16 protein-coding genes are annotated in these 16,039 nt (G+C 68.8%); 5 read left to right on the forward strand and 11 right to left on the reverse strand.

Annotated elements, in window-relative coordinates; translation table 11 throughout:
- Window positions 1–8: 8 nt before the first annotated feature.
- From glnA to KA711_12295, 4 genes are all read right to left on the reverse strand, one after another.
- Window positions 9–1,424 carry a type I glutamate--ammonia ligase gene (gene glnA / locus KA711_12280; protein ID MCM0609747.1) on the reverse strand — a complete coding sequence of 472 codons (1,416 nt, stop codon included), beginning with the start codon at window positions 1,422–1,424 and terminating at the stop codon, window positions 9–11.
- 175 nt (window positions 1,425–1,599) lie between these two features.
- The gene (locus tag KA711_12285; protein ID MCM0609748.1) at window positions 1,600–2,403 is read right to left on the reverse strand and encodes a competence/damage-inducible protein A; all 804 of its coding nucleotides are present in this window, start codon (window positions 2,401–2,403) and stop codon (window positions 1,600–1,602) included.
- Window positions 2,400–3,230: an EI24 domain-containing protein gene (locus KA711_12290; GenBank protein ID MCM0609749.1), complete on the reverse strand. Its 831-nt coding sequence runs from the start codon at window positions 3,228–3,230 to the stop codon at window positions 2,400–2,402. The genes KA711_12285 and KA711_12290 overlap by 4 nt, the downstream gene beginning before the upstream one ends.
- Before the next feature lie 18 nt (window positions 3,231–3,248).
- Window positions 3,249–4,061 carry a TIGR00266 family protein gene (locus tag KA711_12295; GenBank protein ID MCM0609750.1) on the reverse strand — a complete coding sequence of 271 codons (813 nt, stop codon included), beginning with the start codon at window positions 4,059–4,061 and terminating at the stop codon, window positions 3,249–3,251.
- A 146-nt stretch (window positions 4,062–4,207) separates the two neighbouring features.
- On the opposite strand from KA711_12295, the gene KA711_12300 reads away from it, so the two are divergent.
- Entirely contained in the window at window positions 4,208–5,878 is a 1,671-nt protein-coding gene (locus tag KA711_12300; protein MCM0609751.1) for an electron transfer flavoprotein-ubiquinone oxidoreductase, read from the forward strand.
- Window positions 5,879–5,965: 87 nt separating this feature from the next.
- On the opposite strand, the gene KA711_12305 is transcribed toward KA711_12300, so the two are convergent.
- The 3 genes from KA711_12305 to KA711_12315 are packed head-to-tail and all read right to left on the reverse strand — an operon-like array spanning window position 5,966 to window position 8,330.
- Window positions 5,966–6,937, reverse strand: a complete 972-nt coding sequence (locus tag KA711_12305; GenBank protein ID MCM0609752.1) for a tripartite tricarboxylate transporter substrate binding protein — start codon at window positions 6,935–6,937, stop codon at window positions 5,966–5,968.
- Between the two features lie 38 nt (window positions 6,938–6,975).
- Window positions 6,976–8,166, reverse strand: coding sequence for a CoA transferase (locus KA711_12310; protein MCM0609753.1), 1,191 nt, complete (start codon window positions 8,164–8,166; stop codon window positions 6,976–6,978).
- Window positions 8,163–8,330 (reverse strand): hypothetical protein, encoded by a 168-nt coding sequence (locus KA711_12315; protein ID MCM0609754.1) that lies wholly within the window; start codon window positions 8,328–8,330, stop codon window positions 8,163–8,165. Before KA711_12315 ends, KA711_12310 begins: the two co-directional genes overlap by 4 nt.
- A gap of 119 nt (window positions 8,331–8,449) precedes the next feature.
- Between KA711_12315 and KA711_12320 the strand changes: the two genes are divergently transcribed.
- The 4 genes from KA711_12320 to KA711_12335 all read left to right on the forward strand — a co-directional run bounded on the left by KA711_12320 (window position 8,450) and on the right by KA711_12335 (window position 12,461).
- Window positions 8,450–9,427 carry a tripartite tricarboxylate transporter substrate binding protein gene (locus KA711_12320; protein ID MCM0609755.1) on the forward strand — a complete coding sequence of 326 codons (978 nt, stop codon included), beginning with the start codon at window positions 8,450–8,452 and terminating at the stop codon, window positions 9,425–9,427.
- On the forward strand, window positions 9,424–10,341 hold the full coding sequence (locus KA711_12325; protein MCM0609756.1) for an aminoglycoside 3'-phosphotransferase/choline kinase family protein: 918 nt from the start codon (window positions 9,424–9,426) through the stop codon (window positions 10,339–10,341). The genes KA711_12320 and KA711_12325 overlap by 4 nt, the downstream gene beginning before the upstream one ends.
- Window positions 10,342–10,414: 73 nt before the next feature.
- The gene (locus KA711_12330; protein MCM0609757.1) at window positions 10,415–11,302 is read left to right on the forward strand and encodes a DUF898 family protein; all 888 of its coding nucleotides are present in this window, start codon (window positions 10,415–10,417) and stop codon (window positions 11,300–11,302) included.
- Window positions 11,303–11,762: 460 nt separating this feature from the next.
- Complete coding sequence (locus tag KA711_12335) at window positions 11,763–12,461, forward strand: M48 family metallopeptidase (GenBank protein ID MCM0609758.1); 699 nt, start codon at window positions 11,763–11,765, stop codon at window positions 12,459–12,461.
- A gap of 299 nt (window positions 12,462–12,760) precedes the next feature.
- On the opposite strand, the gene KA711_12340 is transcribed toward KA711_12335, so the two are convergent.
- From KA711_12340 to KA711_12355, 4 genes are all read right to left on the reverse strand, one after another.
- On the reverse strand, window positions 12,761–14,080 hold the full coding sequence (locus tag KA711_12340) for a hypothetical protein (protein MCM0609759.1): 1,320 nt from the start codon (window positions 14,078–14,080) through the stop codon (window positions 12,761–12,763).
- Entirely contained in the window at window positions 14,073–14,513 is a 441-nt protein-coding gene (locus KA711_12345) for a hypothetical protein (GenBank protein MCM0609760.1), read from the reverse strand. The genes KA711_12340 and KA711_12345 overlap by 8 nt, the downstream gene beginning before the upstream one ends.
- Before the next feature lie 195 nt (window positions 14,514–14,708).
- A complete protein-coding gene (locus tag KA711_12350) occupies window positions 14,709–15,236 on the reverse strand; it encodes a helix-turn-helix domain-containing protein (protein ID MCM0609761.1) in 528 nt (175 codons plus the stop codon).
- A gap of 297 nt (window positions 15,237–15,533) precedes the next feature.
- The gene (locus KA711_12355; protein ID MCM0609762.1) at window positions 15,534–16,022 is read right to left on the reverse strand and encodes a GNAT family N-acetyltransferase; all 489 of its coding nucleotides are present in this window, start codon (window positions 16,020–16,022) and stop codon (window positions 15,534–15,536) included.
- Window positions 16,023–16,039 lie beyond the last annotated feature (17 nt).

The following is a 16,039-nucleotide window of genomic DNA, read 5'->3' on the forward strand; positions in this document are numbered from 1 at the left end:
CGCCGCCATCACAGCGAGTAGTACATGTCGAACTCGAGCGGGTGGGTGGTCATGCGGAAGCGCGTGACTTCCTGCATCTTCAGGTCGATGTAGGCGTCGATGTAGCTGTCGGTGAACACGCCGCCCTTGGTCAGGAAGGCGCGGTCCTTGTCGAGGTAGTCGAGCGCCTGGTCGAGGCTGTGGCAGACGGTCGGGATCTTGGCGTCCTCTTCCGGCGGCAGGTGGTACAGGTCCTTCGTCGCGGCCTCGCCCGGGTGGATCTTGTTCTCGACGCCGTCCAGGCCGGCCATCAGCATGGCCGCGAAACCGAGGTACGGGTTGCACAGCGGATCCGGGAAGCGCGCCTCGATGCGCCGGCCCTTGGGGTTGCTGACGTAGGGGATGCGGATCGAGGCCGAGCGGTTGCGCGCCGAATAGGCCAGCTTGACCGGCGCTTCGAAGCCGGGCACCAGGCGCTTGTAGCTGTTGGTGCCGGGGTTGGTGATGGCGTTGAGCGCGCGGGCGTGCTTGATGATGCCGCCGATGTAGTAGAGCGCGAACTCGCTCAGACCCGCGTAGCCGTCGCCAGCGAACAGGTTCTTGCCGTCCTTCCACACGCTCTGGTGCACGTGCATGCCGCTGCCGTTGTCGCCCACGATGGGCTTGGGCATGAAGGTGGCCGTCTTGCCGTAGGCGTGGGCCACGTTGTGCACGACGTACTTCTGCAGCTGCAGCCAGTCGGCGCGCTGCACCAGGGTGCTGAACTTCGTGCCCAGCTCGTTCTGGCCCGGGGCCGCCACCTCGTGGTGGTGCACCTCGACCGGGATGCCCAGGCTCTCGAGGATCAGGCACATCTCCGAGCGCATGTCCTGGAAGCTGTCGACCGGCGGCACCGGAAAGTAGCCGCCCTTGACGGCCGGGCGATGGCCCATGTTGCCGCCCTCGAAATCGGCACCGGTGCTCCAGGGCGCCTCTTCCGAGCTGACCTTGACGAAACAACCCGACATGTCGACGTTCCACTTCACCTGGTCAAAGATGAAGAACTCGGGCTCGGGCCCGAAGTAGGCGGCGTCACCGATGCCGCTGGCCTTGAGGTAGGCCTCGGCGCGCTTGGCCAGGCTGCGCGGGTCGCGCTCATAGGGCTTGCCGTCGCCCGGCTCGAGCACGTCGCAGGTCAGGATCAGCGTCGGCTCCTCGAAGAAGGGGTCGACATTGGCGGTGTTGGGGTCGGGCATGAGCAGCATGTCCGACGCCTCGATGCCCTTCCAGCCGGCGATCGACGAGCCGTCGAAGGCGTGGCCGGCGGTGAACTTGTCTTCGTCGAAGTGCGAAACGGGCACGCTGACGTGCTGTTCCTTGCCGCGGGTGTCGGTGAAGCGGAAGTCGACGAACTTGACTTCGTTCTCCTTCACCATCTTCATCACGTCGGCAACGGTTTTTGCCATTCAGATCTCTCCTAGCGGGGCTCGATGGGTTGGGTTTGGTGTGGGATTCAGCGCGCCGGCCACAGCCGTGCGCGGCCTGCAAAGGGTTGTAGCAGAAACCATGCCCTGACCAGTCGACACGCGCCCCAGCCTGATGCATGGCTGAACGCACCGAGGTCGTGCGCACTCTCGGATGTCAACGCACCATTTCGGGGCCTAACTGGGCACCACATTGCAGCAGGCCTTCGCGAAGCGCCGCGTAGGCCGCCAGGTCGTCGCCGTCGCCGGGCTGCGCCGGCTTCACACCCAGCTCGATGTGGCGGCCGTGCTGCGGGTGGTCGACGCTGGGCAGGCTGAAGACCTTGATGCCGGCGAACCGCGCCTCGATGGACTCCATCAGCGGCGTCAGCGCGGCCTCCATCGCACCGTAGACGATCACCGAGCGCTCGCGCACCGTCGTGGCGCGGTGCAGGTGGCGGTAGCGCGTGTCGAGCACCCACTCGATCATCGGCCAGGCCATCACCGGGAATCCGGGCACGAAGTGCACATGGCCGCAGCTGAAGCCGGGAATCTTGTTGTACGGGTTGGGGATGATGGCGCTGCCCACCGGAAACACGCCCATGTTCAGGCGGTGCACGTTGTCCGGCCGCTCGGGCTCGAAGGGCTGACCTTGCTCGCGCGCGACATCGGCCATGCGCTCCAGGATCAGTGCGCGGGCCTCGGGGTGCAGCGCCAGCTCCACGCCCCAGGCGGAAGCGGCGCACGGGCGGGTGTGGTCGTCGGGCGTGGCGCCGATGCCGCCGCAGCTGAAGACGAGGTCGCCACTCGCGAAGGCATCGCGCAGGTCGGCGGTGATGCGCGCGCGGTCGTCGCCGGCATAGCGAGCCCAGGCCAGATCCAGGCCCCGGGCGGCCAGCAGCTCGATGACTTTGGCCAGGTGCTTGTCGGCGCGCTTGCCGGAGAGGATCTCGTCGCCAATGATGATCAGGCCGATGTTCATGGCGATGCACTTTCAGCGATGGGCAAGGGCGGCGGCTCCAGCGCCCGCAGCGCGGCCAGTTCGGCCAGCACCAGGTGCGCGAACCACGCCGCGGCGAAGACGAAGACGACGACGAACAGAAAGGCCGCCGCAAGCAGGAAGAACGGCGCCAGCACGAAGGCCACGCTGCCCAGGCTCCACAGCAGCGCCGGCAGCAACGCCAGGTAGCCGGTGCCCACCCCCATGGCCCACAGCGCCATGCGGCGGCCACGGCGAACGCGGCGACGTTCCTCGGCCGTGGCGTGGGTGGCCAGCGCGTGGTAGCCCAGAACGCGCGCCGCCAGCCAACCCCAGATCAGCGGCGGCAGCACCAGCGCCAGCGGGGGCACCAGCCACAGCGGCAGGCTCAGCACCAGGGCCAGCAGCGCCGCCAGCGTGGTGGCGGCCGTCCACAGCAGCCGTCGCCCGAGGCCGCAGCCTACGCGCACCTCCAGGGCCGGGTGGCGCCGGCCGGCCACGTGCCGCGCGATCCCCGGCGCGGCCAGCAGCGCCACCGCCAGCAGCGCCAGCAGCAGCACCAGCGGCAGCGCCAGCACCACCACCACCATGGGCGCCAGCATGGCGCGCCACGAGCCCAGCCCGGCGTCGTGCATCCAGCGCCACACCCCATTGGCCAGCTCGAAGCGGCCCACCAGCGCGCGCACGGCGTCCAGCGCCGGCTCCCACAGCGCCCCGCCGAGGGCGCCCACCACCAGCAGCACCAGCAACAGCGGCGGCAGCGCCCAGGCCCACACCCGGGGCTGGGTGACGGTGGCCAGCGCGCGCCAGAAGGCCTCGAAGAGCGACACCGCGGGCGTGCCCGGGCTTCAGCGGCGGTCGCCGCCGAGGATGTCGCCGAGCAGGGACCCCGCCGAGCCCAGCCCGCCGAGGGAGCTCTCCTCGGAGCGCCCGCCCATCTGCGGCGCCGCGGCGAAGACGCGGCTGGCCAGGCGGCTGAAGGGCAGGCTCTGCAGCCACACCGTGCCCGGCCCGCTGAGCCGGGCGAAGAACAGACCCTCGCCGCCGAACAGGGCCGTCTTGATCTTGCCGACGTACTGGATCTCGAAGTTCACGCTGCCCGTGTAGGCGACGACACAGCCGGTGTCGACGAAGATCGTCTGTCCGGGCTGCAGGTCGCGCCTCAGCACGGTGCCGCCGGCGTGCACGAAGGCCATGCCGTCGCCCTCGAGCTTCTGCATGATGAAGCCCTCGCCACCGAAGAAACCGGTCGACAGCCGCCGCTGCAGCGCGATGCCCAGGCTCACGCCCCGTGCGGCACACAGAAAGGCATCGCGCTGGCAGATCAGCAGGCCGCCGTGCTGGCGCAGGTCCATCGGCAGGATCTTGCCCGGGTAAGGTGCCGCAAAGGCGACGCGCTGCTTGCTGGGCGCGTTGTTGCTGTAGACGGTGGTGAACAGGCTCTCTCCGGTGACCAGCCGCTTGCCGGCGCCCAGCAGCTTGGCAAACAAGCCGCCCTGCTGCGCGCTGCCGTCGCCGAACACGGTGTCCATGCCGATGCCGGCGTCCATCCAGAACATGCTGCCGGCCTCACCGACCGCTGCCTCGCCGGGGTCGAGCTCGACCTCGACGAACTGCATCTCGGCGCCCTTGATCTCGTAGTCGACGACGTCCATGCCCATGCGCGCTTCTCCGGCTGTAGATGCACCCTGTGGTGCCGGGGCGCGATGCTACCCAAGCGCTGCGGCGCGGCTCCTAGAATCTCGCCGCCCGAAACCCAGCGGCTGCGCCACGGTGCCGCCCGCGCCCTGCAGGAGAGCCCCCCGCCATGAACCCCGCCGAGATCCTGGCTGCCCACGGCCCCCGCGAGGCCATGGCATACGACGTGATTGTCGTGGGTGCTGGGCCTGCGGGGCTGGCCACGGCGATCCGGCTCAAGCAGCTCGATGCCAACCTGTCGGTCGTGGTGCTGGAGAAAGGATCGGAGCCGGGCGCGCACATCCTGAGCGGCGCGGTGATGGACCCACGTGCGCTGAACGAGCTTTTCCCCGACTGGCAGGCCCGTGGCGCGCCACTGAACCAGCCGGTGACCCGCGACGAGGTGCTGTTCCTCGACGACACCGACGCCCGCCAGACGCCACAGTGGCTGATTCCCGGCTGCCTGCACAACGAAGGCAACTACGTCATCAGCCTGGGTTCTGTGGCCAAGTGGCTGGGCGAGCAGGCCGAGGCGCTGGGCGTGGAGATCTTCCCCGGCTTCGCCGCGGCCGAAGTGCTGTACGCCGAGGACGGCGCGGTGCGTGGGGTGGCCACCGGCAACCTGGGCGTGGGCAAGGACGGCCAGCCGCACGAGGGCTTCCAGCTGGGCATGGCGCTGCTGGCCAAGTACACCGTGTTCGCCGAGGGCGCGCGCGGCCACCTGGGCAAGCAGCTGATCGAGAAGTTCGAGCTCGACAAGGGCCGTGATCCGCAGAGCTACGCGCTCGGCGTGAAGGAGCTGTGGGAGATCCCCGCCGACAGGGCCCGCCCCGGCCTCGTGGTCCACACCGCCGGCTGGCCGATGGACGAGCACACCTATGGCGGCGGCTTCCTGTACCACCTCGAGGGAAACAAGGTCACGCTGGGCTTCGTCACCGGCCTCGACTACCAGAACCCCTGGATCAGCCCGTTCGAGGAGATGCAGCGCTGGAAGACGCACCCGGCCATCCGCGCCCACCTCGAAGGCGGCAAGCGCATCGGCTACGGCGCGCGCGCCATCACTGCCGGCGGCCTGCTGAGCCTGCCCACGCTGGTGTTCCCCGGCGGCTGCCTGGTGGGCTGCGAGGCCGGCACGCTCAACGCCGCGCGCATCAAGGGCAGCCATGCGGCCATCAAGACCGGCATGCTGGCCGCCGAGGCCATAGCCCCGGCGCTGAAGGCCGGACGTGCGCACGACGAGCTGGCCGCCTACCCCGAGGCCTTCGAGAAAAGCTGGCTGTTCGAGGAGCTGCACGCCACGCGCAACTTCAAGCAGTGGTTCAAGAAGGGCAACACCATCGGCACCCTGATGACGGGCATCGAGCAGTGGTTCCTGCCCAAGCTCGGCATCAAGAGCCCGCCCTGGACGGTCCACCGCCACACGCCCGACCACGCGCGGCTGCACGCCGCCAGCCAGGTGCCGAAGATCGCCTACCCCAAGCCCGACGGCAAGCTCACCTTCGACCGCCTGTCCTCGGTGTTCATCAGCAACACCAACCACGAGGAGAACCAGCCCGCCCACCTGACGCTGAGGGACGCGTCGGTGCCCGTGGCCCTCAACCTCGAGCGTTATGCCGGCCCCGAGAGCCGCTACTGCCCGGCCGGGGTGTACGAGTACGTGCAGAAGGACGGCGCCGAGCAGCTGGTGATCAACGCGCAGAACTGCGTGCACTGCAAGACCTGCGACATCAAGGACCCGACGCAGAACATCGTCTGGATCACGCCCGAGGGCGGCGGCGGGCCCAATTACGCCGGCATGTAGGGCCCGTGCGCGCACAGGCCGGGGAGGCGGGGGGCGCGGTCGGTCATGGACCGATGCTATCGGGCCGCCCTCCCGGCATGCCCCGCCTCAATTGGCCTCCAGGCCCGCCTTCTTCACGAGCTGCGCGTACTTGGCCAGCTCGCGCCGGAAGGCCTGCACCGCCTGCTCGGGCGTGGAGATGGCGATGGTGTTGCCCTGACGGGCCATCGTCTCCTTCACGCCCGGGTCGTTGAAGGCGGCCGCCAGGGCGTCGTGGATGCGCTTGACATCGGCCGCCGGCAGGCCCTTGGGGCCGAGCACCGCGAACCAGGCCTCCACCACGTAGCCCGGCAGTCCCTGCTCCACGAAGGTGGGCACGTTGGGCGCCGCGGCGATGCGCTGCGCCGTGCCCACGCCGATGGCCCTGAGCGCGCCGCTGGCGATGTGCTGCTGCACGCTGGGCAGGGCCACGGTGGCGAACTCGATCTGGCCGCCGATGAGATCGCTCACCATCGGACCCACGCCCTTGTACGGGATGTGCTTCGCCGTCGCGCCGGCCTCGTCGAGGAACATCTCGCCGGCCAGGTGCAGGATGGTGCCGTTGCCGCCGGAGCCGAAGTTCAGCTGGCCCGGCCGGCTCTTCAGCAGCGCGACGAACTCCTTGGAGTTGTTCGCCGGCACGTTCTTGTTGACCACGAGCACGATGGGCGTGCTGCCGACGATGGCGATGGGCGTGAAGTCGCCCGGCATGTCGAAGGGCAGGCTCTTGATGACGCTCGGGAAGATGACGACGTTGTTGCTGACCACGCTGAGCGTGAAACCGTCGGGCGCCGAGCGCGCCAGCTGCTGCAGGCCGATCACGCCGCCGGCACCGGGTTGGTTGTCCACCACCACCGGGTGGCCCAGTGCCTTGGCCAGCGCCGGTTGCGCGGCGCGTGTGATCGCGTCCACGCCCGAGCCGGTGGCGTTGGGCAACACGAAGCGGATGGTCTTCTCGCCGGGGGTCTGGGCCCAGGCGGGCAGTGCGGCGGCGGCCATCGTGGCGGCCAGGATCTGGCGGCGTGTCGTCGGGTGCGTCATCGTGTCTCCGTGTCGTGGGGTGGGTGGTGAAGGAAAGCTCAGGCCACGTATCCGGCGGCCTGCATCGCATCGATCTCGGCCTCGGTCTTGCCGAGGGCGGCCAGGGTCTCGCGCGTGTGCTGGCCCACGCGCGGCGGGTCCAGCCGCACGCCCGGGCGCGTGCCGCCCAAGGTGAAGGGCAGCAGCGTCGTGCCCACGGTCTGCCCGGCGCGCTCGCCGTCGGGCAGCACGATGGGCGCCAGGCCGCCGGTGGCCTGCAGGTGCGGGTCGTCGTAGAGGTCTTCGGGCCGGCGGATCGGCGCGTAGGGCAGCCCGGCGGCCTCCATCGTGGCCGCGAGTTCGTCGGCGCGCCGCCCAGCCAGCCGCTCGCGCAGCGCCGGCATCATCGTGGCGCGGGCCTTGACGCGCTGGTTGTTGGTGGCGAGCGCCGGGTCGGTCTTCAGGTCGGCGTATCCCAGCACTTCGCAGAAAGTCAGCCACTGCGCGTCGGACACTGCGGCCAGGAAGATCTGCTCGCCGCCGGCCACGGTGAACACGTCGTACACCGCCCAGGGGCTCTCGCGTGCGGGCATCGGCGCCGGCTTGCGGCCCGTCACCGCGTACTGCAGCATGTGCTGGCCGACCAGGAACACGTTGTTCTCAAAGAGCGCGCTCGTGACCTCCTGGCCGCGCCCGGTGATGCCGCGCTGCACCAGCGCCGCCAGGATGCCGATGGCGCCGAACAGGCCGCCCATGATGTCGTTGACGCTGCTGCCGGCGCGCAGCGGGTCGCCGGGGCGGCCGGTCATGTAGGCCAGGCCGCCCATCATCTGCACCACCTCGTCGAGTGCCGTGCGGAGCTCGTAGGGGCCGGGCAGGAAGCCCTTGAGGCTGGCGTAGATGAGCCTCGGGTTGACGGCCGACAGTGCCGCATGGTCGAGCCCGTACTTGGCCATCGTGCCCGGCTTGAAGTTCTCGATCACCACGTCGGCCGTGCCGCACAGCTCACGCGCCAGGGCAGCGCCGCGGGCATCGTGCAGGTCCAGCGTGATGCTGCGCTTGTTGCGGTTGAACATCGGGAAGAAGCCCGCCCCGGCGCCGAGCAGCGTGCGTGTGCGGTCACCGCCCAGCGGTTCCACCTTGACGACGTCGGCGCCCAGGTCGGCCAGTACCATGCCGCAGGTGGGGCCCATCACCATGTGCGTGAACTCGACGACGACCAGGCCCACCAGGGGCAGCGGGGCCGTCATGCCGCCACCGCCGCGGGCTGCAGGGTCTTGGGCAGCCCGGCGCGGACGATGGCGCCGCGCAGCCCATCGATCTTGTGCGCCGTCGGCGCGGTGCGGGCCAGGATCTGCAGGCCGTCCCGCAGGCCCACCTCACGCGCGATCGCCCAATCGGGGTGATGGATCATGCGCGGCACTGTAGCCTGGCCTGATGGGCACGCAATCGGGGATACGGCAACGCCGACCCGGCCCGGCAGCCGCGCCGACAATGCCCGTCCACCACCCCGCTTTCGATGGAGACCCGCTGATGATCAGCCGCCGCACCGCCACCACCGCCCTGGCCTCGCTGGCCGCCGCCACGCTGCCCGGCCGGGCCGTCGCGCAGACAGCGGCCACGCGCCGCATCGTCGTTCCCTTCGCGCCCGGCGGCCCGATCGACATCACCTCACGGCTGCTGGCCGAGCGGGTGAAGGACAGCCTGGGCCCGGTGGTCATCGAGAACAAGCCGGGTGCCGGCGGCAACCTGGGCGTCGACCTCGTCGCCAAGGCGCCGGCCGACGGCCTGACCATCGGCATCGCTGCCCCCGCCATGCACGCCATCAACCCCTGGCTGTTCAACAAGCTGCCCTTCGACCCCATCAAGGATTTCGCGGCCGTGGTGCAGATGGTGCGCATCCCCAACGTGCTGGTGATCAACGCCGAGGTCGCGCAGCGGCTGAAGATCGCCAGCCTCAAGGACTTCCTGGCCTACGCCAAGGCCCACCCGGGCAGGCTCAACTACGGCAGCGGCGGCATGGGCAGCGCCGGGCACCTGGGCGGCGAGATCCTCAAGCAACGCGGCGGCTTCTTCGCCGTGCACATCCCGTATGCCGGCGCCGCGCCGTCGCAGCAGGCGCTGGTGGCCGGCCAGGTGGACTACACGCTGGACAACCTGGCGGGCGCTGCGGTCAACATCCGCGGCGGCCGCATCGTCGCACTGGCCGTCACCAGCGCGAAGCGCAGCCCGCTGATGCCCGAGGTGCCGGCGCTGGCCGAGGTGCTGCCGGGCTTCGAGATCGACACCTGGTGGGGCCTCGTCGTGCCCGCGGCCACGCCGCGCGGAGAGGTGGCCAGGCTCAACGCCGCCTTCAAAGCCGCGCTGGACACGCCCGAGGTGAAGTCGCGCTTCGCGCAGCTGATGGCCGAGCCGGTGGGCGGCACGCCAGAGCAGTTCGCGGCGCTGATCCAGCGCGAGTACAAACGCTACGAGGGCGTGGTGAAGGCCTCGGGCGCGAAGGTGGAGTGAGCGCCGTCGGCGCGGCGCTGCCACGCGACATCGGCCCGGCCGCGCTCGACGCCTTGCAAGCCGAGCCCGCGCGCTGGCTGCCGGTGGTGGCCGCGCTGGCGGCACGCTTCACCGACGCGCCCTGCACCGCCGCCGACACAAGCACCGTGCTCGTGGGTCTGGCCGGCGGCGTGGTGCTGAAGGTCTACCCGCCCTTCCTGCACGATCACTTCCTGTTCGAGCGCGCGGCGCTGGCCCACGTACACGGCCGGCTGTCAGTGCCAACGCCGCGGCTGCTGGCCGACGGCGACCTGGGCGGCTGGCCCTGGCTGGCGATGACGCGGCTGCCCGGCACTGCGCTGCTCGGCCTCTGGCCGGTGCTGGCCGAAGGGCAGCGCCTTGCGCTGCTGCAGCGCATCGGCAGGGTCGCGGCGGAGCTCCACGCCTTGCCACCCGGGCCCCTGCGCGCCGTGGCGCCGGCCTGGCCCACATTCCTGGCGCAGCAGCGCCAGGCTTGCGAGGCCCGGCAGCACCGAACCGGACTGCCCGCCCACCTGCTGGAGCAGCTGCCTGGCTTTCTGGACGGCCCCGTACCCGAGGGCCCCGATGTCGCCCTGACGGGCGAGTTCACGCCCTTCAACCTGCTGGTCGACGCGGAGGGCCTGCTCGCCGGCATGATCGACTTCGGCGACGGGCTCGTGGGCCCGTGCGCCTACGACTGGCTGGGCCCGTTGTGCTTCTTCGTCGAGGGCCGGGCCGAGCGCCTGGACGCGTTCTTTGCCGGTTACGGCAGGGCCACGCCGCGCGCCGACCGCGAGGCGCTGCTGCGCCTGTTGCTGCTGCACCGCTACAGCTGCCTGCCGGCGCAACTGAAGCTGCCGGGCTGGTCCGACGCACCGGACTTCTCCACCCTGGCGGCGCAGTGGTGTCCGTGAGCCCACGCTCCTAGGAGCGTGGGCGGCTCGCCCCATCATCTCCGGACACGCCGCTGGTCTGCCGCGCATCCTGATGAACCCCGAGCGACCCGAGACCGCCGCCCCGTCGAGCGCCCCTGGCGACGCGGAGCGCCCGGCTGCGCCTGTGGCCCCGCGCCTGGCGCTGCAACTGGAAGACAGCCCGCTGCGGCGCGAGTTGGTCGGCAGCGGCGCCGCGTACTTCCGCATCTGGGTCGTGAACCTGCTGCTGACCTTGCTGACTTTGGGCGTGTACTCCGCCTGGGCGAAAGTGCGCAAGGCCCGCTGGTTCGCCCAGCACACCGAGCACGATGGCGACCGCTTCGACTTCCATGGCGAGCCCCGGCGCATCCTCGTGGGCCGCGTCGTGGCCCTGCTGCTGCTGGCGGTGTGGAGCTGGTCGTTTGCGATCGCCCCCTGGGTCGGGCTGGCGGTGCTGGGCCTGTTCTGCGTGCTGGGCCCGCTCCTGTTCGCCAGCGCGCAGCGCTTCCGTTTGGCCAACACCAGCTGGCGCGGCATGCGCTTCGGGTTCGCGGTGCCCCGAGCGCGGCTGTATGCAGTCTGCGTGCCACTGCTGCTGCTGTGGACGGCCGGGAGCGTGGCCCAGGCCCAGGGCATCGAGGGTGGTTGGCTGGTGGCGATCGGCCTGCTGCCGTTGCTGGGCCTGCCCTGGGCACACGCGCGCCTGAAGCACCTGCAGCACAGCCACGCGAGCTTTGGCGACCGTCGCTTCGAGTACCAGCGCAGCGCGCCCGAGTTCTACGGCGTGTATGCGACAGCCGTCGCACTGTTCATCGTGGCGCTGGTGATCGGCGTTCTTCTGGGCGCGGCCTGGGCTGCGGTGCAAGCCTCGGGGCCGGCGCAGGGCGGCGTGTCGCCTGCCCCCGACAGCAGCCTGCGGCCGCAGCTGGCAGGGCTGCTGGCCGGCGCCTGGTGCTGCTGATCTGGCTGATGGTCTGGCCCTGGTTCGCCGCCCGGCTTCAGCAAGTGGTGTGGGGCCACACCCGCTACGGCGACATCGGCTTCCGCGGCGAAATGGAAGGCCGCGTCTTTTGGCTGCTGCTGCTGCGCCACATGGCGGGCGTGCTGCTGAGCTGCGGGCTGTGGTGGCCTTCTGCCGCGGTGGCCGTGGCCCGCTACCGAAGCTGGACCTGCGCCTGGAGCGCGGCCCTGCAGCGGCTGAGCTGCACATCGGGGGCTGGCCCTCGGGGCCCCAGCGGGTGTCCGTGGCAGCGCTGGCCCTGGGGGCCGCGCAGACCGGCGTACCTTGTCCCGTCGGGCTGCCCGAAGGCGGCACGCTGTGGGTCGACGACACCGCCTTCGCGCAGGCGCTGCGCGCGGCGCAGGGGCGTACAAGCTGGGTCGAGCGCGCCATTGGCGACGCGCGTGCAGTGGCGGCGGCGGTGCTGCTGCTGGTGCTGCTGGTGGGCTGGTTCGTGCAGACCGGGGCCGGCCAACTGGCGACGGCGGTGCTGCCGCTGGTGCCGTCCCGGGTGGACCAGGCGATCGGCAACCAGGCCTGGGAGATGATCGACAAGCAATGGTTCGTGCCGACCCAGCACGGGGCGCGCTGCGAGGCCCTGGGCCGGCGCTTCGAGCACTCCGCGCACAGCTTCGCCCCCACGGTGACGCTGCGCCCCCTGGCCTGCCGCCGCAGCCAGGACGGTGCCAGCGGCTTCAATGCCTTTGCCCTGCCCAACGGGCAGATCGTGCTGATGGACGGCCTGATCGAAGCCTTCAACGACGACCAGCTGATGGTGATCCTGGGCCACGAACTGGCCCATGTGCGCCACCGCCACGGCATGCAGGCGCTGATGCGCCAACTGGGCGTGCTGGCCGTAGCCGGCGCGGTGCTGGGCGACTTCTCCACCGTCGCCGCAACCACGCTGGCCACCCTGCGCGGGCTTGCCTACAGCCGCGACGCCGAACGCGAGGCCGACACCGAGGCACTGCGCTTCATGGCCAGCGCCGGCTTGCCGCCTGCGCTGTGGATCGAGGTCTGGGACCGCATGGCCCTGGAGGTGGCGCGCAGCGGCAGCGAGCCGCCGACCTGGCTGTCGACACATCCGCAGATCAGCGAGCGTCGCCGGCTGGCGGAGTGAGGGCTTGGCAAAGCGCGACTCCGTCGCAGGCCAGCTCATGCTTCAGCCTCGAAACGACAAGGCCCTGACTTCGCTGGAATTCAAGGCCTTGTGCGTGCGCCAACGGGTTTCGGTGGGGTGGCTGATGGGATACAAAACGGCGACCTAAGCTGTTGGTCTCATTGGGAAAAACTGCGGAAGCGAGCGTTTCGTTCCCCCACCTGTTCCCCCACCCTGACCCGGATGTCCTGAGACCCTCCACCTCCAGATTGTGGCGGTGGAGCCGACTGTCATCAACTCCACGCAGAAGCCCCATCACTCTAGGCTGCCACCTGATACGGCAAGTCCCTCGACCAGTGGTGATGGATGTACCCGTTGTTGAGTAGCAGGTTGGTCACTACCTGCTCGCTGACCTCGAACTTGTCGGCTGCTTCATCGATTGCATAAGACGAGAAGTCACCGCCCAAGAACGACGTGAGCGAATCAAGCGGGCACAAGAACTCAGCGGCGAAGGCGCGTTGATACTTCTGGCGTGAGGTAGCCAGATCAGTCGAAGCCAGCCAACCCTTCCTATCCCCCGGAAAGCGCAGGTACTCGCCCAGGAAACGCGCGAACTCGAATCGCTGTCCTACAGGATTGCGCCGGCGAGGGACGAACTTCATCCGTTGCCCATCCAAGGGGATTGCAACCGCAACAGGGACCCGGCCGTCAGGCACGCTCAGATGTCCCCGATCTGCCACGGGCAGGCCCAAGAGGTCAAACAAAGTCCTGCTGGACAGAGGCTCTCCGATGTTGCCCAGCGCCCGGCGCAGGGCACGCGCATCGTGGACGGCCCGTTCCCAAGGCGCACCGTGATCGAGATGATCAATGGCGTCGGGCGAAACAGTGGGAGTTCCGACAACCCCATCTCCCATTTCGAGCTGCGAAAGGGAGGTCAGATCAGGACTGCCTCCTGACGATGCAATGGCTGGAGCCAACTCCGTGAGAGCCTCGTCTCCAATCTTCTGCTCCCAAAGCAACGCAGCGTTCAGCGCATCCTCCGGACACTCCTCGGGATCGAAGCCCAGTTCGGCTTCTAGCTTCCTTCGGCGAACGGCCTCCGGATCCGCCAGATCCTCCTGGAGCACTGCCCAAAGCTGAGCCAGGTCAGATCCCGCGAGGTCCTTGGCATCAAGTCGAGCAAGCACGCTATGCAAAAAACGCTGAACACCCTGCTGGAAGTCGCCCAAAGCAAGCACCCTCGGCACCTCCAGTGACTGCAGGTACTGCACCGATTGATCAGGTGTCAAGGACGCAGCCGCCCAGAGGTGTATTGACTCGCCGTCAGGAACGCAGATGACCCGCGGCCAGACGAATCCGTGGTTCGCTGCGCCAAGTTCATGGACCATCCGCCAGTCGTGGCCAGGCTGTTGAGCCGGCAACGGCTCGTAGTTCAGGCGCCACCACGATGCCGCAAACCACATGGCCAGCGGGTAGGCCGACACAAACACGTTGTCTCGTACCGTCTCGGCCCAGATGTCTTGGTTCCGAGTCAAGCAAACACCATCGACGTACATGTCGACGAGCGCAGCCGTCGCTCGTACTTCTGCCTCACCAGAAGCCGAGGCCATCCACTTCGCGTTGATGCGGAACTCAGCCATCGACACGTGCCCACCGACGAAGTACTTCCTGGGACAGAGGATCCGTCTCGGGCATGGGATAGCCGTGATACGACCCAAGTTCAGGGTTCTCTAGCTGGGCCTCTATCGCGATGCCATCTTCAGTGACTGACCAGACGTTCTTCGGCCACTCGCCCTCCATCCTGTCGCTGACCGTGCCACGCTCAAGTCCCCCCTTGAGGATTGCCTCGGCGTCAGCATGTCTGAACACCTTTGCAGCATCACACAGCGACTTGCCTTGTCGAGAATCAGACGGCGGGGTCAGACCGAAGTCACCTGGGTTCTTCTTGTGCTCCGGGTTGCCGCCATAACGTGCACGCTCAGCAAGAGCCTTCAGTTCATCCGAACGAGCTTGCGCCTGCGCAGGCGTAATCAACCTTCGCTTTGGATTGAACTGGGCGTATCGACGCTTCATGGCGAGCAATTGAACTATTCGCAGTTTACCGGGGCACCACGTCAAGACTGGGGTCGCACGCAGATGGCCGCTTCGTCAGACCACCGAAGTCACGAACCTGGAAGTCAAGCCTGCTGGCTTTGATGCAGCCGCATAGCCGCCTTGGGGCAAGGCTGATGTACCCTGATCGGACCGCAGTCGGGTGCCGCGGGACACTCATACCCACAGGCTCTGCCGCTGCACGGCCAGTGACCTGGCCAACTTCGCGACGTTCCGCCATACGGCCTTGGGTGAGACACCCTCGCTAAGGGCGGCTTCCTCTACGGCCAACACCACCAGGGGCACCGGCGCCTCGTCCAGCAGATGCGTCAGATGGGCCGCGTAGCCCTTCGGTACGCTGCCGCTGACCAGCGCATGGCCGAGCGTGTCGGGCGGCACCTCCTGGACGTAGCTCACGCTGGCGTTCTTCGCCGCCATCCACAGGCCCCGCTTCCGGGAGCGCGCCGCCGCGCTGGGCGGGTCGAGATCCAGCCCCAGCACGGCCAGTACCTGGGCCACCCGGTTGAATCCCAGATCGCTCAGAGCGCCCGCCTCCAGGCCGACCAGCGTCTGCCGCGAAAGCCCGCTCAGCTGTGCGAGCCGGGACTGCGTCAGTCCCAGCGCCTCGCGCCGCTCGCGGATGATGGTGCCCAGGTTGGAGAGGTCCACGGCTTGACCCGAAGAATTGTCGAATATTTTTGACATTCTATCGCCCCAGGACCGAACCCGCCAGGTGCTCGCCTGCGGCGCCGCAGGCCGCGCGGTGGCCACAGCCGTGACAGATGTGCTCGCTGTCGGGGCCTCCGCTGCGTTCCGCCAACATGCCTCCTCACTGCTTGGCCGACGCTTTGACGGCAATCGCTCAGGCCGAATCCCGAGCGATTGCCTCCCATCAGCATCGCGTCCGCGCTCACCAACAATCGCGCCCAAGCCTTTTGCATGCTGGCTGATATGCGCCTGCTCGTCCCGGCCCATCGACGCGGCGTGCCACAGGACGCAAGCTCAGTCTCCTGCCCTGAAGCCGCTGCGCACCAGATCCGCGATGCGAACCGCCATGCTGCGCGCAGGATCGAACGGCAAGTCTTCGAATCCGAAGGCCGCATAGAGCGCCCGCACATCGTCATCCAGCGGATGCGTCAGCACGCAGAAGCAGCCGACCTGGTCGGACAGGCGCACCGCCGTGGTGAGCGCATAGAACATCAGCGATCGTGCGATGCCTTGCCCCTGCCACCGCAGGTCGACCGCCAGCTGGCCCAGCAGGATGGCGGGAAGCGGATCGGGTCGATTGCGTTGCTGCGCCTTCGGCAACCAGGCTCGCTCGACCTGCGCCGTCGACAGGCTAACGTAGCCAATGAGGCCGCCAGTTTCCACTTCGCAGATCACGCTGGTCCGCGAAACTCCCAATTCCTGGTTGCGCACCGCGTGGCGACGGAACCAGTGGTTCAACGCGTCGCGCCCGCAATCGAACGCCGCTGTGTCGTCATCGGCCACCAGGGGTCGCGGCGGTG

The sequence above is a fragment of the Ideonella sp. WA131b genome (genome assembly GCA_023657425.1).
Lineage (GTDB): Bacteria > Pseudomonadota > Gammaproteobacteria > Burkholderiales > Burkholderiaceae_C > Rubrivivax.

Excerpts from the sequence above, each read along its gene's own strand:
- glnA (MCM0609747.1), bottom strand. The coding sequence starts at position 1,424 with ATGGCAAAAACCGTTGCCGACGTGATGAAGATGGTGAAGGAGAACGAA.
- KA711_12285 (MCM0609748.1), bottom strand. The coding sequence starts at position 2,403 with ATGAACATCGGCCTGATCATCATTGGCGACGAGATCCTCTCCGGCAAG.
- KA711_12295 (MCM0609750.1), bottom strand. The coding sequence starts at position 4,061 with ATGGGCATGGACGTCGTCGACTACGAGATCAAGGGCGCCGAGATGCAG.
- KA711_12300 (MCM0609751.1), top strand. The coding sequence starts at position 4,208 with ATGAACCCCGCCGAGATCCTGGCTGCCCACGGCCCCCGCGAGGCCATG.
- KA711_12305 (MCM0609752.1), bottom strand. The coding sequence starts at position 6,937 with ATGACGCACCCGACGACACGCCGCCAGATCCTGGCCGCCACGATGGCC.
- KA711_12310 (MCM0609753.1), bottom strand. The coding sequence starts at position 8,166 with ATGACGGCCCCGCTGCCCCTGGTGGGCCTGGTCGTCGTCGAGTTCACG.
- KA711_12315 (MCM0609754.1), bottom strand. The coding sequence starts at position 8,330 with ATGATCCATCACCCCGATTGGGCGATCGCGCGTGAGGTGGGCCTGCGG.
- KA711_12320 (MCM0609755.1), top strand. The coding sequence starts at position 8,450 with ATGATCAGCCGCCGCACCGCCACCACCGCCCTGGCCTCGCTGGCCGCC.
- KA711_12330 (MCM0609757.1), top strand. The coding sequence starts at position 10,415 with ATGAACCCCGAGCGACCCGAGACCGCCGCCCCGTCGAGCGCCCCTGGC.
- KA711_12340 (MCM0609759.1), bottom strand. The coding sequence starts at position 14,080 with ATGGCTGAGTTCCGCATCAACGCGAAGTGGATGGCCTCGGCTTCTGGT.
- KA711_12345 (MCM0609760.1), bottom strand. The coding sequence starts at position 14,513 with ATGAAGCGTCGATACGCCCAGTTCAATCCAAAGCGAAGGTTGATTACG.
- KA711_12350 (MCM0609761.1), bottom strand. The coding sequence starts at position 15,236 with ATGTCAAAAATATTCGACAATTCTTCGGGTCAAGCCGTGGACCTCTCC.